Source organism: Sphingobacterium sp. UBA6320, assembly GCF_002440335.1.
GTDB lineage: Bacteria > Bacteroidota > Bacteroidia > Sphingobacteriales > Sphingobacteriaceae > Sphingobacterium.
The window spans coordinates 89,815-106,099 of sequence record NZ_DJTA01000019.1; the positions used below are offsets into that span (position 1 = coordinate 89,815).

Annotated in this window: 11 protein-coding genes; 6 read left to right on the plus strand and 5 right to left on the minus strand. The window is 37.1% G+C overall.

The features are described from left to right. The first annotated feature begins 101 nt into the window (after window positions 1–101). Window positions 102–2,345, plus strand: coding sequence for a family 20 glycosylhydrolase (locus B3P23_RS11725; protein WP_293926145.1), 2,244 nt, complete (start codon window positions 102–104; stop codon window positions 2,343–2,345). Window positions 2,346–2,564: 219 nt separating this feature from the next. Here the strand turns inward: B3P23_RS11725 and B3P23_RS11730 are convergent, their stop codons facing one another. The 4 genes from B3P23_RS11730 to B3P23_RS11745 form a co-directional block, all read right to left on the minus strand. After that, complete coding sequence (locus tag B3P23_RS11730; protein ID WP_052627472.1) at window positions 2,565–2,993, minus strand: response regulator; 429 nt, start codon at window positions 2,991–2,993, stop codon at window positions 2,565–2,567. Beyond that, a complete protein-coding gene (locus B3P23_RS11735; RefSeq protein WP_293926147.1) occupies window positions 2,990–4,864 on the minus strand; it encodes a PAS domain-containing sensor histidine kinase in 1,875 nt (624 codons plus the stop codon). Before B3P23_RS11735 ends, B3P23_RS11730 begins: the two co-directional genes overlap by 4 nt. A gap of 119 nt (window positions 4,865–4,983) precedes the next feature. Beyond that, on the minus strand, window positions 4,984–6,774 hold the full coding sequence (locus B3P23_RS11740) for an alpha-L-fucosidase (RefSeq protein WP_293926150.1): 1,791 nt from the start codon (window positions 6,772–6,774) through the stop codon (window positions 4,984–4,986). 341 nt (window positions 6,775–7,115) lie between these two features. Then, the gene (locus B3P23_RS11745) at window positions 7,116–7,850 is read right to left on the minus strand and encodes a hypothetical protein (RefSeq protein ID WP_293926152.1); all 735 of its coding nucleotides are present in this window, start codon (window positions 7,848–7,850) and stop codon (window positions 7,116–7,118) included. A 638-nt stretch (window positions 7,851–8,488) separates the two neighbouring features. Between B3P23_RS11745 and B3P23_RS11750 the strand changes: the two genes are divergently transcribed. The 5 genes from B3P23_RS11750 (at window position 8,489) to B3P23_RS11770 (ending at window position 14,972) form a co-directional block, all read left to right on the plus strand. Further along, window positions 8,489–10,234, plus strand: a complete 1,746-nt coding sequence (locus B3P23_RS11750; protein WP_293926155.1) for a hypothetical protein — start codon at window positions 8,489–8,491, stop codon at window positions 10,232–10,234. Window positions 10,235–10,534: 300 nt separating this feature from the next. Next, window positions 10,535–11,293: a hypothetical protein gene (locus B3P23_RS11755; protein ID WP_094771749.1), complete on the plus strand. Its 759-nt coding sequence runs from the start codon at window positions 10,535–10,537 to the stop codon at window positions 11,291–11,293. A 97-nt stretch (window positions 11,294–11,390) separates the two neighbouring features. Continuing rightward, window positions 11,391–11,759 carry a hypothetical protein gene (locus B3P23_RS11760; RefSeq protein WP_248754834.1) on the plus strand — a complete coding sequence of 123 codons (369 nt, stop codon included), beginning with the start codon at window positions 11,391–11,393 and terminating at the stop codon, window positions 11,757–11,759. A 112-nt stretch (window positions 11,760–11,871) separates the two neighbouring features. Next, a complete protein-coding gene (locus tag B3P23_RS11765) occupies window positions 11,872–12,363 on the plus strand; it encodes a hypothetical protein (RefSeq protein ID WP_260947063.1) in 492 nt (163 codons plus the stop codon). Window positions 12,364–12,605: 242 nt separating this feature from the next. Continuing rightward, window positions 12,606–14,972 carry a glycoside hydrolase family 3 N-terminal domain-containing protein gene (locus B3P23_RS11770; protein ID WP_293926164.1) on the plus strand — a complete coding sequence of 789 codons (2,367 nt, stop codon included), beginning with the start codon at window positions 12,606–12,608 and terminating at the stop codon, window positions 14,970–14,972. A 108-nt stretch (window positions 14,973–15,080) separates the two neighbouring features. Here the strand turns inward: B3P23_RS11770 and B3P23_RS11775 are convergent, their stop codons facing one another. After that, entirely contained in the window at window positions 15,081–16,118 is a 1,038-nt protein-coding gene (locus tag B3P23_RS11775; RefSeq protein ID WP_293926167.1) for a sialidase family protein, read from the minus strand. Between the last annotated feature and the right edge of the window lie 167 nt (window positions 16,119–16,285).

The window sequence follows — 16,285 nt, forward strand, 5'->3', positions numbered from 1 at the left end:
AGGAGATTATATGATCTCCTTTTTTGTTATAAAATAGATGTGCTATAACGTTTTAATTGTTTGAAAATAATCCTATTTTTGTTGAAAGACCAAATCATATCATGCGTAAAATCCTATTTTTAAGTTTTATCTTCTTCTGTTCTTTATCTTCATTCGGACAGCAATATATCATTCCGATGCCGCAACATGTGGAAGTACTACAACAGCCTTCATTTTCTTTGCAAGGTAATCTTGTGATCGGAACGGGCTCATTTGAAATACAGGCTAAATATTTAGCTAATCAACTGGAAGGTGTATTGCGATCAAAAGTTAATCTTAAAAAATCGGGAACGATACGTTTTCAGAAAATAAATCATCAGGTGATAGGTCAGCACGATTATTATGAATTAAAAATCGATGCTAAAGGTATTGTCATTTCTGCATCTACAGAAGATGCAGCTTTTTATGCTGTGCAGTCCTTACTACAGCTTGTAGAGGAGCATCGGGCAAAAGGTAGTATACCGGCATTTGAAATCAAGGATTATGCTAAATTTACATATAGAGGGGTTCATCTTGATGTGAGCAGACACTTCTTTACTGCCAATGAGGTCAAATCATTCTTGGATTATTTATCGCGCTATAAAATGAATAAATTTCATTGGCACCTAACCGATGATCAGGGATGGCGTATCGAAATTAAAAGTCATCCAAAGCTAACAGAAATTGGTGCTTTTCGAGCGGTAACACAAGATGTGAAAGATTCCAAATTGACAAAAGATGGTCGCTATGGCGGATTTTATACACAGGAACAGGTAAAAGATGTGGTGGCCTATGCAAAAAAGCTGCATATCGAAGTCATTCCTGAAATCGAGATGCCAGGTCATGCGCTAGCAGCTTTGGCGGCCTATCCTGAACTTTCTTGTACCGGTGGACCGTTTAAAGTAGGAACATCTTGGGGTGTCATGGATGATATCTACTGTCCAAAGGAAGAAACCTTTTCCTTATTGGAAGATGTAATCGATGAAGTCGTTACTTTGTTCCCGAGTCATTACATCCATATCGGTGGTGATGAGGCTCCGAAAACACGATGGAAGGCCTGTGCACACTGTCAAGATCTCATTAAGAAGGAGGGATTGAAAGATGAATTTGAATTGCAATCGTACTTCATCAAACGGATGGAGAAATATATCAATGCAAAAGGTAAAAGTATCATCGGTTGGGATGAAATTTTAGAAGGCGGCTTGGCTCCCAATGCTACGGTGATGAGTTGGACAGGTATCGAAGGTGGTATTCATGCTGCTAAGACGGGACATGATGCGATAATGACTCCTGTAAGTCATATGTATTTGGACTATTATCAAGGAAATCCACAATCTGAACCGTTAGCTTTTAATGCAGAACTGCGTTTGGATAAAGTATATTCTTTTAATCCAGTTCCTAAAGAATTGAGTGCGCAAGAAGCGAAACATATTTTGGGGCCACAGGCGAATATGTGGACCGAATATATTACAAATTTTAAGCACGTCGAGTACATGCTTTTTCCTCGATTGCTAGCTTTATCCGAAGTGGCTTGGGGTACATCCAATCCTGACCAATATAAGTCTTTTGAGAAAAGAGTCATCCATGAGTTTAATTATCTTGATCGTAAGAGCATCAATTATAGTAAGGCTATTTTTGAACTAAATGGCAGCATTGTTTCTAAGGAGGGAAAGATGTACTACGAATTGTCGACAATAAAGAACGATGGAACGATACGTTATACAACAGATGGAACTGAGCCGAATATCCAAAGTCCAATTTACATAAGTCCAATTTTAGTCGATAAAACAGTAACCATCAATGCGGCAAACTTTGCTGTTGATCGGATGATTGGATCGGTATTGAAACAGGATTTTGTTATCAGTAAATCGACTGGAAAATCGATCCAATTGCTGCATGAACCAAGTGAAGCGTATTATGGAAGCGGTGGTGCGACCTTGGTCGATGGTGTTTATGGCAACAAGCAATATTTCAAAAAAAATTGGCTAGGTTTTAATGCCAAAGATTTAGTAGCAACGATTGATCTTGGTACAGCAACGACATTTTCAAATGTTGAACTGAATGTCGTAGATCAAAATGCGAGCTGGATTTATTATCCGCAGTCGGTAAAAGTTTATGTATCCAACGACAATCAAAATTTTACGCTTGTAAAAGAGGTGGGAAAAGAGTTGATTTCCGAATCGAAAGGAACCATCAAATTACAGTTTGATCAGCAGACGGCAAAATATGTAAAGATTGAAGTTCAGCATTTGAATCAAATCCCATCAGGATCAACAGGTGCGGGATCTGCAGCTTGGTTATTTGTTGATGAATTGTCGGTTTATTAATGTACGTTTTGTGCGCATCAGTTGGTACTGAAGCGTGTAAGTTGGTATAACACTGATACCAAGTCAAGCGTCAGCTAGTTAAAAAAGAGACCAGAAAAATAATTTTTCTGGTCTTTTTTGAGATTATTAAGCTGGTGGATATATCAATCTAACATCAACAAAAACTATTTTGTGATGCATTTTTTTTGGAGGCAGCTGATTCTGATGAGTAACGTTTTCCTATACTTCGGAATTTAGTTGACGAATCAATTCGTACAGTTTCGATTTATCTATCGGCTTCAATAAATACCCGTCGATAAAAGGATAATGTGCTATCTGTTCCTGATCGCTTCTACTGGTTGATGAACTGATAATATATATGTTCATTTGACTTAAAAAATCCGAACCATAATGTTCTAATTTATCCATCATTTCCCAACCTGTCATAAATGGCATGTTGATATCGACGAATATGATTTCTGGAGTCATATCTTGCTGTTGTTTTTTATTTTCAAAATAATCCAATGCATCGAGTGCATTTTCAAATAGGTTGATCTCAAGTGGGAAATCTGGAAAGCTTTTAATCATGTTGTTAAAAATAACACGTAGAATGGCATTATCGTCCACTACCGTTATCATGCTCTTTTTTGTGGAATTAGAAGTTTTCATGTTGTTGTTTTTAGAAATCTCACTAAAAAAGTAGTGCCTTTACCTGGAGCGCTTTTAATGTCTATTTTACCACCTAGGGCTTCAACTTGATACCTTGTGATAAATAGACCGATACCTTTACTATCAAAACCACGATGAAATACTTTTCGAAACATGAAAAGTTGTGACTTATACTTAGGTAAGTCAATTCCTATGCCATTGTCTTCTATGCTGAAAATGGGGGTGTTATCTTCAATGTAGGTTCTGATATGAATCTGAGGTGCTATATTTGGATCTGTAAATTTTAAAGCATTACTGAGTAAATTATTGAAAATACTTTCCAAATACTTTGTAGGATAGTGGATGTTTTCAACTTGGAAATCGGCTGTTAGTTGGGCGTTTTTACTTTGGATCTCGCCGATAAATTGACTGTAGATCTTTGTGTAAATCAAAGAAAAATTACAGTTATCTTTTAAAATATTTGTATTTTCTCGTAATTCCAATATCTCCGATAATTCTTCTAATGTATCGGTCAAGCTATCATTGCTGGTTTTTAAAAGATCTAAATATTCATTTTTAACATCAATGTTACTTTCATCTTTCAATTCGCTAAGGAGCATATGTATATTGCTAACAGGTCCTCTTAAGTTATGGGCAACAATCTGATTGAAATCTTCCAGCTGTTTAACTTTTGTTTCCAATTCAATTTTTACCAGCTCAAGTTCATGTTTTTGTCGTTCGAGAATCTCGCGGTTCTTTTTAGCATCGGATATATCCTGTAGCTGAACGATAAAAAAAGAGAGCTCGTTAAATTGATTGTGAACCGCTGAAATTGTAACAGAACACCAAATGTAATGCCCCAGCTTGTGTTGATAGCGTTTTTCTAAAGTAAAGCTATCAATTTCTCCTCTGGCAAGTCTTTGTCTTTGTTTATAGTCAAATTCAAGATCGTCGGGATGTGTATAATCTAAAAAATTAATGGTAGACAATTCCTCTTGTGAAAATCCCAAGATTTTGCTTAGGGTTTTATTTGCTTCAATGCAATTGCCTTGTAAATTGGTTAGAGAAATGCCTAGGCCGGAGAAATGAAATGCTTGATTAAATTTATGCTGGTTAAATCTTATTTTTTCTAGTGATTCTACTTTTTCAGAAATGTCGGATACCACAATGGCAACACGGTCTTTGGTTAAATGAATAGGCATTATTTTCATTTTGTACCACTTCCCCTTATGGGTGTCGAAGTTGGATATGAACTCCATTTTGCAAACCTTATTTAAGGTAAGTGCTTTGTCAATCAATTCTAAGGCTCTCTTAGAAATCGGTAGTGGAAATAAATCCTTTAGGTTTTTGTTTAAAAATTCATCGGGTTTGTAAAATAATAGATCTGAATTACTCGTCCAATAGTTTGTAAAAACACCTTCTTTCGTTACTTCAAATACAAGATCATCGAGCGAAGCGACAAGAAGCTGAAGATGCTTTTTTTTCTCGAGCAGGTCTTTATTTTCTGTTATTAATCTGGTCACATCGCAAATGGCGATAATCATATGCATGTCAGATCTTTCGGGTACTATTTTAGAGCTAAAAGAGAGCCATTTAAGATGTCCTTCTTCTGTCATTATGCCATAATTATGATCAATCTGTTTTTCACCGGTTTGTAATGTATTATAAAAAGAGAGTTCTTCAGTAGGGATGATACGCTGATCTTCTACAGCATAAAAAATCAAGGCCTCTTGAAATTTTTTATTGCCAATTTTGTCTATAGGTAATAAAAGCTTGACTTGCTCATTGTAGGATAGCATATAACCATCTTTATCAAGCGCTAATAAGCCCTCAATCCCTAAAGTTATCGGGTAGGAGTACTGTTCGTTCAATGCGTGGTAGTCAGGTTCCATTCGTGGATCAAGTTAGAAAGCCTTTTAATATTGAAGCATGCAAAAGTGCACATTTTATTCAATTTAATGATTAAAATTGAGCATTTCGGTATTATATTTAGATGTTGTATTGATTTTTTTTAATTTTTCTTTTCTATCCAGATGCTATTCAGCCAAAGATGTTCACTTCCTTCTTTCTTGAATGATATCTTTTGCGGGCCCGTATGATCGATTTTAATAGACCCTAAACTGGTATTGACAAACTCGTCTGTGTAGTTGTTTTCATTGGGTTCAACGACCATTTTTCCATTTGAATCTAGTTTTTCAGTTATGGATTGTGTCCCTATTTGAATTGAAATAGTCGAGAAGATTTTATTCGGATTATGTGCAGATATATCCACTTTATAAACACCTACTTCAGGAAAATCAATCATCCATTCGATCGTCTCATTGTTAGTCTGAATATGCTGTGGCCTCTTGCCGTCATATTTGGTTATTTGTAATTTATCTTGATGAAGTGCATTTATACTATTTAAAGCAAAGCCTCCAAATGTAGATTCCGCTACGATCTCTTTATCGAGCTGTAAGGGTTCATTGTAGGTCAGCGAAATAGTCGATACAAAAGGATCAGGTTGTTTTGCTGGCAATTGTATATGTAATAATCCACTCTTCTGTTTAAACTTTAAAGAGGTTTCAGATGCTCCAATTCGAACGGAGACTTGTGAAGGTTTTGATTTTATTCCAGATATCCGCAATATCCGATCAAGGGGCCAATTAAAAACCTGTGCATACACCTGTGTTTGCTTGCCATGTGTTTTTGTTGTGAGGTAGCCCCAATCGTGCTGATTGACTCTTAAATCCAATCCAGTGGCACCATAAATGCTCTCTCCTTGTCGTTGGAGCCACTTGCCTATATCTTCAAGTCTGGAGATGCTCTCATAGGGTATTGTTCCATCTGCACGTGGTCCGATATTTAAAGTATAGCCACCGTTGAGACTGACATTTGATATCAATGAATTGAAGATCTGGCTTGTCGATTTCCACTCGTTCTCTTGTCCATTGTATCCCCAAGAGTGAGCGATTGTACCGGGAGTTTCCCATGGATGGTCAACATAGGTAGTTCCAAACTGATTGTCACCGAATGTTTCAAAATCTATATTTTTTTCGTCTGTTGGTAAACCTAGTCTGGAATTGATCAAGCACTTCGGTTGCAGGGTATGAATGAGTTGAACGACTTGTTGCAGCTGTTGCTTTTTAATAATTGATTTTTCATATGGAATCCACATATCAAACCACATCAGTGCGATATCGCCATAGTTGGTTAACAGCTCGCGCAATTGTGGGATTACTTTTTCCTGCCAGTATTGATTATATTGTGGGTCGGTAACATGTCCTGTCAATTCTTGGTTATGATTCCATGCATACGGATGTTCCCAATCGATCCAATGTGAATAGTAAAACCCAAGTTTCATATCATGCTTCTTGCATGCTATTGCTAATTCTTTGATGATATCTCGATTGGTGCCGCTTAATCTACTGAGGCTGTAATCACCGATCTTAGTATCCCATATCGCTACTCCATCATGATGTTTGGCCGTCATGATGATGTACTTCATTCCAGCTTTTTTGGCGAGTAGTACCCATTCTTCTGGATTGATCTGATCCCATACAAATCGCTTTGCCAGTTCACCATATTCCTCTTTGGAGACCCGATTACGATAGCGTAGCCATTCTGCATAATTGTTTGCATAGCGCAGTTTTTCACCTTTCCACAATCCTTCGGCTGCACTATAAAGTCCCCAATGAATAAACATGCCAAAACGGTCGTGGCTAAACCATTGTGTTTTTGAATTCTGCTGTGCAAAAAGTGCAGTCGTAAATATGAAAAATAGACAAAAAGCAAATAGAATTCTTTTCAAGGACTTCATCATAGCGGTTACGGTCTTAAGATAGACGTAAGATAGTAAAAATATTCCATGTAGCGCAAAACAGTTTTTAAGTTATTTTATATCATAATAGGCGAATGAATTAAGTGTCAGCATAAATTTTGATGTGAGAATGGGGCGAGATACGAAATTTATATTAGATTAAGATCTCAATTTGTATGTCTACATCATCATCTAAGGGATACCTATTAGGGATTGATCTGCTCCTTAAATTTAGCGATGATAGCTGTGCTTTAGCGATCATTGCTCATGGTGTCTGGTCGATGCTGACTTTCATGCTGATACAAATCCATTATCATGTTATATGCTTGTTGCTAGTCCAAATTTTAGACTGAAAATGCGCCTATGATGGCCGTTGGATGTAATTCTTTATGATTTAGCAATATAAATCTGTCCGCGATCACTCCATAATATTCAATACTCATCGCTACAATAGCTGACTGAGCTTGTCTTGCAGTGCAGTCAATTAAAAATTGATGTTTGTCCTGTACTTTTGGTCCGTTAACAAGATCAAGATCCAAATGCTTTTCTACGATATTAAAGACCGTATGGGTATCGAAATTATAGATCCCTACTCCTATTTTGATACGAATGGAATGGGTGTAAGGAGGCTTATACAGATCATTTTTGATATTAAAGCTCGGAAATTGTATCTGTAGCTGATGATCAACTTGCATATTCAAGGTGGGATCAAAGTAGAGAAAATCATGCATATGGCACTTTTCATTAAATTGGAAGTTCAGCAAACGGTCTAGTTTTCCAAGATGTATAGTTTTTTGCCCCAGGTATTGCCCATTTGCACGCATGACACGTTTAAGATAAGTGATGAGGCGATTATGCATCGTACTGTCATGGAATCCCAGATGGAGGCCATTAAATGTGCGTCTTATTAATGAACCCGCTTTGCTGGCTTTTCCAAAGTCAATGGAAGCTGCTACTGTCCACCTGCTTTGCCTGGTTTTGGAGCTGCTTTTAGTTTGGACGATATTTTTGTTATTTACTTTGCGATGTACGAGTCCTCCAAGTGATCCACGTAGATAGCCGTCGTCAATATATCCCATAATTATAGCTAATAAAATGATTCATATCGATGAAGTTAATGAAATAAATAATTAAAAATCAGACTTTTAATTATTTTTATAAAAATTGAAATGGTGAAGTATTAATCATTTTTAAATTTATAAATAGAGAGTTCTGTCCATTATAAAATTGTTAATGGAGCTCCTTTTTATTGTTAGTTAGAGCAAATGCAATTAACGGATATCCCTATAGGCCAATATTGCTGCATATCGGTATCGTATGTCGGGGTAATATGATCATGATACTAGGGAAAAGTACGATCTAATCATTAGACACGCAAGGTCCCTCCGTTGTATATGCGTGTTAGATCCGTGGTAAGTCCGAGTTAAACATGGAAATAATATGTTTACATCATTCTGTCAAGATTCAAATACCTACTGTTACATACCAAGAGGACATATACTATGATTGGTCTTATGATAAACATGTACTGAATATGTGCATAAGACACGGATGTGATATAGTTTAAATCGTTTTATGTAAATAATTGATGTGTGTTTTGATTCAATAAATTAACAAATGTATGTTAAATCTATATCATTTATTTTTTATTTTCAATATTATTTTTACATTTGTATAGAATATCTGTACATTTTAATAATTTTTATAAAACTTGATTATGGAACTTAACACTCAGTTTTTAGTTGATCGATTGGTTCAGCGGATGGACGTCGATCGCATTTTTTTGTTTCAATTTTTAGATGAGGGCCGTAAAAGCCCCCATCTACTGTTAGTTGTCAACCCTATCAAAGGTGTTTCTGTCAGAAGCGTTTCGCCTATTATTCATCTTTGTATGGCGGATATGCCAGAGATTCCTTTTACTGTTATTTGGACTAGTGATTGGGTCAGTCAATTGAAAAAGGGAAGTTTATATTATACTTATGCTTCGCTGCCTTCGCATCAGCTTTATCAATCGGGAAAGAAAGGTTATCCAACGGTATCCAATAAGCTTGTAAATAGTTTAATGGAGATGTTTGTGTTGGACTATGCTCAAGGAAAAAAGGTGGCCGACGAGTTTATGGTTGCTTGTTATTCTTTTAGATCAAAGATGGACTTTTTTCAGGCGACTGTCATGTTGCATCAGTTTGTTATGTTGCGGTTAAAGGGGTTTCAAAGCATGGTAGGAGGGGCTATTGGGAAGTCGCAAAATCTGGAACATCTGCTGAAAGTGATGCGCGGAGCAGTGCCCGGACTTTTCGAAATTTTTACTTATGATGTCCATAGTACACGTCTGCTCAGACTGCTGGATAGCAGTTATCTATATTCGAAAAAAAAGGATCGTATCGATATTTTGGAAGAGGAATTTGAGTTTTTATTGGTACAATGTCAAGCTTTAGGAAAAGCTATGGATGACATGGTTGATTTTATGAATGATGGTGTCGCTGCCTATCGTAAAAAGCAAAGTGATCGCATCGCACAGGTTACTCAGTTGGGGGGTAGTGTTGATAAAATCTCTGTTGTAGATCGCAAGCAGAATAACAATATAGCTGTAGATTCTCCTATTTTAAAAGATTTTTCTGGTTTTCCTTGGCCGCAAAAGTACAAAGATGATGCTCATATCATTATCGATAAGATCTTTTCGAGCTATCGGCCCGAACAAATTTTATTGGTTAACTATCAAAGTGCTGGATTATCAAAAGGCAACCCTTTTCAAGACGAGGAAGTTCATCAATCTGATGGTGTCAAAATTCAGCTTTATCTGGTCGTCCTGACCAAGAAGAACTTGCCATTTTCTTTTCGACAGCGAAATTTTGGTGATGTTGGAGCTTCTATGGTGTTTTTGGATTTACCTCATGTGGAAAAGCATCTGGCACTCGGAAGTCGGTTTGTGAATATCGTTTGGGAAAAATCTTGGATTTTAAGGCAAAAGTCTACTTTCCATACGCATTTGAAAGCTCAACAGATAGATTGGAGCGATCAACTGGAGCACGTTAAAAGCTGTTCTGAAAATGCTGGTTCTGTTATGCGCAATTTGTTGATGACGATGACAGATGTGCCTCAATTGATGCCTGACACGGCTTTGCTATTGCTACGGGAACTTTATATTATCGGTATACAAACTTATGTGCAGTGCGCCATTGGATATATTCCTAAAAATATGGATCTCTCGGATCTGATGGACTGGTCTGCTGTTGCAAGTACAGATGTTATAGATGGCATTATGAATACTCATGATCTGAATAAGCTGATTCTGTCAATTATTTTAAAACCTAAAGATATATGGTGGAAAAGTCCTGCTATGGATATGGATGAAAAGCACAAAACTTTGATCATAAATCAGGCCCGTGCTATTGTTGAGCTGTACGAAAGACTGCTTAAAGGTGTCGTTTTATCTACTGAACAACGAATTGTGGAAGCAAGTTAGGGACTGCGATAATTTTTCGAGAATATTAATTTAAATTTTTTGAAGATTTTCGCTAGGGAAAAAGCGTTTTGAGGAACCTTATTATATAAGGATAAATGGAAACTTGTTATTTCAAGAAACCAAAGCCTGTTGGCGTAAATACGTATAGCCGGGATCGATGCATAATTGCTTTGTATCTATTATATCTCAAAAGTATTTGACATGCTTAGGAGCTGTTTCATTAAGACGTAGTAGCGCAAGGAGTTTTTGTTTATTGGTAGATCCTGTATCACTAAAATTCTTATTACATAAAATCAAAGCATGATGAAAAATACGGATTCGGAAACTATCGTAATACCAACAAGTTTTAGATATGCTTGTGAACTTTTTGGTATTGCGGTACCGGATTTTTTGCAACTATATGTGAATCATTTTTCTTATATGGATCAAAATTTCCATGATCATTCGGTTTATAATTTGGTTACTAAATCTTTTGAATATGTGCGTCAGGAAGATGAAGGTCAAAATCAAGTCCTACAGATTAAACTGAATAAAGAAGATCAAGATAAGGGTGTGAAGCTCATTCAAAGTCAAATTAAATTGTCCATAAACAAAAATTACAGCAATGCGCAAAAGAGAAGCAAAGGTAAGTTGTTGACTCATCGACTTTATGATATCTTTTCGAAAGGCCTTGAATTAAAAGAGGTTATTTATCTTGATGAGGAGAATACGATTACGTTGAATAAAGATTTGCTGTTTAAATCTATACTTACCGGCATTTCAGTGACGCAGTTTTTGAACCGAATCATGGAATGTGTGGCTATACCTGAGCATTTGGCAAGATTACATCTAAATAAAGCTGTATATAATCCAGTTTTAGGAGTGTATATGCGTGTCTATGACGGCTATGGTCATATCTGTGATCAACAATATCAAAAGTCTCCGAAATGTCGATTACTTATTATGGAAATTCAGGAATTGGATAAGCGTTATTTCTTTTGTCGTGATTTACAGCAACGAACTGTTTTTTATCAAGAATGGTTAGATCACTATGTGAAAATTAATGCTTCAGTTTACTAGCCTTTAATGGTTGATAAGTCTCCATTTGTTTGCCGCTGGACTATACGAATTTTGTAGTATATCGTTGAAATTATAACCTCTTTTAAAATTTATTCTTATGAAAAACTTAGAAACTATTAAGCTTACACAAGAGTTTAAGCAATTTTGCGATATTTTTAATTTTACTCCGCAAGAGGTGCTTCAGGCATTTATCGATCAGGTGGATATTGCACAGTATATGTGTTTTCCATTGGATCCTGATCGATGGGCTAATCTATTTATGATGGAATATCTTCTGAAGTATACAGATTCGGAAGATACGTTGAGAGCATACGGTGAATTTGGTGAAAAGTGGGTGAGGATAATGGAAGCTGGAGGTAGTGATGTCGTTGCGCATACTAAAAAACTTTTAGAGGATTGGCATCAATCTGTTTTGGAGGATCGTATTAACAAGATTATGAATGGTGAGTTGGATGATGATCAATGAAATTCTGCGTCGTGCTATTGTAGCTTCATAAGCAGGTACTTTTGTGCTTAGCCATCTTTTTTGTAGCAATTTGTGCAGGAGTGACGTTATCATAGGACTAACACGATAAACTATGATAAAAAAAATGATCTATGCGATTGTTCTCTTCTCTTTATTGACAAATTGTGCAAAAGATAAGGGTACGCCAATTTATGATGATCCGAAAGACTTTCAAAAAATATTATCTACCTATATCTGGCAACCCATACATGTCAATGAGGGGTCTGAAAACCAGCTGGTCAACTATAAACCGGATGACTGTGAAATGGACAATAGCTATCTCTTTTTATTTCAGGACGAATCCAATGAAATGCGGTTGGATAAAGGTGCTAAAAGTTGTACGGCGCAAGAGGGTATGTTTGAACTAGGTATTTTTAAAGGAAAAAATACAAATGGTTTTACTTTCAACAAAGAGAAAGCTACCATCAAATTTTCTGATAGCGATCCGTATTCTTCTTATCTCGTAGCGTTTGAAGGAAATCGATTGATCATTACCTCTCAAAATAATAATCCTACCGCCAATTATATCCCCATTAAATTTTATTTTAAAGGTGTAAAAAAGTAGTTGAATCGATTAGGACCGTATTGTATAAGAAATCCTTTTTATGCCATATAATATGGCATAAAAAGGATTTTGTGTAAACTGCTCTAAAAAGTTAGAAATTGTTTGAAGGTCGTGTAGAACTATCATCTTTTTTATGTCGTGTATTTTTGTTGATATTATTTCACAAGACTGCTTTTTTTTAAAGCTAAAACGTTATTTTAGTAGTTTACAAACCGACTACTTATTGTTTTTATACATTTAGAATGAAACTTAGCAGCATTTTTTTTAGTGGAATGATATTTTTGACCATTCCTAATCTACAAGCACAGCAAATCCCTTATAAAAATAGTAAAATCCCTGTTGAGAAACGGGTTCAAGATCTTTTGGGCAGAATGACAACTGATGAAAAAGTTGGTCAGTTGTCTAAATTATTGGGCTGGGAAATGTATGATAAGGGAACTGATGGTATATCGGTAAGTGCTAAATTAAAAAAAGCGGTAAAGGATCAACATATTGGTATGCTATGGGCAACATTTCGTGCTGACCCTTGGACACAGAAGACTCTTTCAAATGGATTGAGTCCAGTTGAAGCTGCTCGTGCTACGAATGCGATTCAACGTTATATGTTGGATAGCACACGTTTGGGTATTCCTTTGTTGTTATCGGAGGAGGCTCCACATGGTCATATGGCTATAGGTGCTACTGTTTTTCCAACAGCTATTGGACAGGCAAGTACTTGGAATCCGAATTTGATTCAACAGATGGCGGCTACTATCGCACAGGAAACCTATGCGGTGGGGGGTAAAAATGGCTATGGTCCTGTCTTGGATCTCGCTCGCGATCCGCGCTGGTCACGTACCGAGGAAACGTATGGTGAGGATGCTTACCTGATTGGTCAGATGGGAAAGTCAATGATAAAAGGATTTCAGGGTGATATGCTTGGTCAAGAGGATAAGATCATTGGGACACTTAAGCATTTTGTGGCCTATGCTGTTCCTGAGGGAGGGCATAATGGTGAGGCTGTTTCTATTGGGGAAAGGGCCTTAAGACAACATTATTTATATCCTTTTGAACAGGCTGTAAAATCTGGTGCTGGTTCGGTCATGACTGCTTATAATAGTATTGATGGTATTCCTTGTTCGTCAAATCCTTGGCTTCTGAAAGATATATTACGTGAGGAATGGGGATTTAATGGATTTGTTGTTTCGGATTTATTGAGTATTTCGGGATTGAATGGTGGACATGCTACTGCCTCTAATGGTGCTGAAGCTGCTTCACAGAGTTTACATGCGGGTTTAGATGTTGATTTGAGTGGTACTGGGTATGGTGCTAACCTGCAGCAAGCAATAAAGAATGGACTTGTTGAGGGTGCTGTGCTCGATACTGCCGTAGCTCGGGTACTGCGAATGAAATTTAATTTAGGCTTATTTGATCGTCCTTTTGTAGATGAAAAATTGGTTGTTAAGAAGGTGGGAACGGAAGTGAATCGGGCTATGGCTCGAAAAGTTGCGCAAGAATCTATTGTACTGCTTAAGAATGAAGGTAATCTTTTGCCGCTTAAAAAAACAATTAAGCGTATCGCTGTTGTAGGGCCTAATGCCGATAATGTCTATAATCAGTTGGGGGATTATACTGCGCCTCAAGCGGATGGTAAGGTCAAGACCGTATTGGATGGTATTCGCGCTGCGGTGGGCAAAGGTACTCATATTGATTATGTGAAAGGATGCGCTATCCGGGACACTTCGAATAGTCATATTCAGGAGGCAGTTGCAGCAGCTAAATTGTCTGATGTTGTGGTCGTTGTGCTAGGTGGTTCTAGTGCGCGAGATTTTAAAACTTCTTATCAGGCGACTGGTGCTGCTAATGTGGATATCAATGCGGTGAGTGATATGGAAAGTGGTGAGGGTTTTGATCGTGTTTCATTGGATATGATGGGTGATCAATTGCGATTGATCCAGGAATTAGAAAAAATTGGTAAGCCTATTGTCTTAGTGACGATCATGGGCAGACCTTTAAACCTCAATTGGGCCTCGGCTCATGTGCCTGCTATTGTGAATGCTTGGTATCCTGGGCAAGAAGGCGGATTGGCGATTGCTGATGTGCTCTTTGGAGATTACAATCCAGCAGGGCGCCTACCCGTGTCTATTCCTCGTTCTGTAGGACAGTTACCGGTTCATTATAATCATAATAAACCAAAACATCATGATTATGTCGAGATGACGGCTAAACCTTTATATGCTTTTGGCTATGGATTGAGCTACAGTAAATTTGAATATTCTAACCTTTTGGTTGATGTGAAAGAGGGTGCTAGTGATTTTGTGTGCACGGTTTCTTTTGATGTGGAAAATAAAGGGCTACTGAAGGGTGATGAGGTGGCTCAATTGTATGTGGTTGACGAAGTTAGTTCTGTTGTTACTGCTGTAAAGCAATTGAAACGTTTTGAGCGTAAGAATATTGGAGCGGGAAAGCGTGAGCAAATTTCTTTTCAGCTCACGAAAGAGGATCTAAAATTATGGGCTGTGGATAACAGGTGGAAAACGGAGAAGGGAAAATTTAAATTACTGATCGGGTCTGCATCGGATGATGTGCGCCTTGAAGGAGTTCTTGAATTGAAGAAAGATTATTTGTAATAAAAAAAGAAGATGTTTCGAAATGGCAAGGGTATTTTAAAGAACTGCCTAAATACTTTGCTTCTTTTCGATAAAGTAAGTGTGGCACTTTTGGCCACACTTACTTTTTTATTTTAAAACGATGTGCTTTATACTTTTTCTGTTCCAAGTATAGGTAATGTGTATCAAACCTTGTGGGTCTTGTATGATGGTCGGGTAGGAGTATTCATCGCCAGTTTGGCCGTCTTCTAATATCAATGCGTCGTTCCACTTGAGACCATCTTTTGATAATGCTACTCGAAGCTTAGTACGCCCCTCCCACCAATCTTTTCCGGCAAGATCTGGATTATAAACGATCATAAACTGACCATTTTTTAAACGTATGGCATCTGTTGCAGCATTTGGATTAAGCAGGTTTGTAGCTTGCCAAGGTTGCCATGTTTTTCCATGATCATTGGAAAAGGAACTCATGACTTTGTTTTCTTTACTTCGGCATAATACTTGAATTTTTCGATCCTTATGTTGTAAAATACTGGGTTGTATGACCTGAACTGGACTTTCATGATTAATTTCAGCTATCGTCCAAGTGGTTCCACGATCTTTGCTGATCTCTATATGTGCTTTCCAAATTTCATCTTTTGACTCGGTGCTTGACGGTGATAATATTATTCCGTTGTCTAAAGTGATTGGTTTATTTTTGATTGGCCCAAGAACTCCTGCTGGTAGGGCTTTTTCTGTTGACCAAGTATTTCCTTTGTCGAGCGAATATTTAACATATCCTTTCCATTCTCTTGGGTTTGGTCCTATTTTATAATAGAGATATAGCGTGTCAGACTGGGGATGCTGATATAACACTGGATTCCATGTTGGATACCTTTTTTCATTAAGATGACCATCTGCAACCTGAACTGGTGTTTCCCATTTTCCATTTGTATAGCGCGATGTCCATATGACGACATCTGGATTGGACTCGTGTGTTCCGCCAAACCAGGAGGCAATTAAGCTATCTTTACCTATCGATTGAATTGTCGAAGCATGGCATTGTTTGAAAGAAACCTGACCTTCTTTGAAAATCTGTGATGATGTTAATAATACAGGTTGATAACTTCGACATGAAGAGAGTATAAGTAGGATGACGAATGTGAATAAAAAGATGTTTTTTTTCATGCGAATTATGAGTTCTGCTTTGTCGCGTTTATAGTTGATTATTTACTTTGTTAGTTTGTGATATTGTTGGAAATCACTAATTATTGGTCTGATTATAACTCAGGTAAATTCTTGATTTACATTTTTTTTATATCCTGATTTTTTGTTAACTACCTTTATTCCAGTTG

Bases quoted from the DNA above. Each gene is read 5' to 3' on its own strand.
- B3P23_RS11725 (WP_293926145.1), top strand. From the start codon at position 102: ATGCGTAAAATCCTATTTTTAAGTTTTATCTTCTTCTGTTCTTTATCT.
- B3P23_RS11730 (WP_052627472.1), bottom strand. From the start codon at position 2,993: ATGAAAACTTCTAATTCCACAAAAAAGAGCATGATAACGGTAGTGGAC.
- B3P23_RS11735 (WP_293926147.1), bottom strand. From the start codon at position 4,864: ATGGAACCTGACTACCACGCATTGAACGAACAGTACTCCTACCCGATA.
- B3P23_RS11740 (WP_293926150.1), bottom strand. From the start codon at position 6,774: ATGATGAAGTCCTTGAAAAGAATTCTATTTGCTTTTTGTCTATTTTTC.
- B3P23_RS11745 (WP_293926152.1), bottom strand. From the start codon at position 7,850: ATGGGATATATTGACGACGGCTATCTACGTGGATCACTTGGAGGACTC.
- B3P23_RS11750 (WP_293926155.1), top strand. From the start codon at position 8,489: ATGGAACTTAACACTCAGTTTTTAGTTGATCGATTGGTTCAGCGGATG.
- B3P23_RS11755 (WP_094771749.1), top strand. From the start codon at position 10,535: ATGATGAAAAATACGGATTCGGAAACTATCGTAATACCAACAAGTTTT.
- B3P23_RS11760 (WP_248754834.1), top strand. From the start codon at position 11,391: ATGAAAAACTTAGAAACTATTAAGCTTACACAAGAGTTTAAGCAATTT.
- B3P23_RS11765 (WP_260947063.1), top strand. From the start codon at position 11,872: ATGATAAAAAAAATGATCTATGCGATTGTTCTCTTCTCTTTATTGACA.
- B3P23_RS11770 (WP_293926164.1), top strand. From the start codon at position 12,606: ATGAAACTTAGCAGCATTTTTTTTAGTGGAATGATATTTTTGACCATT.
- B3P23_RS11775 (WP_293926167.1), bottom strand. From the start codon at position 16,118: ATGAAAAAAAACATCTTTTTATTCACATTCGTCATCCTACTTATACTC.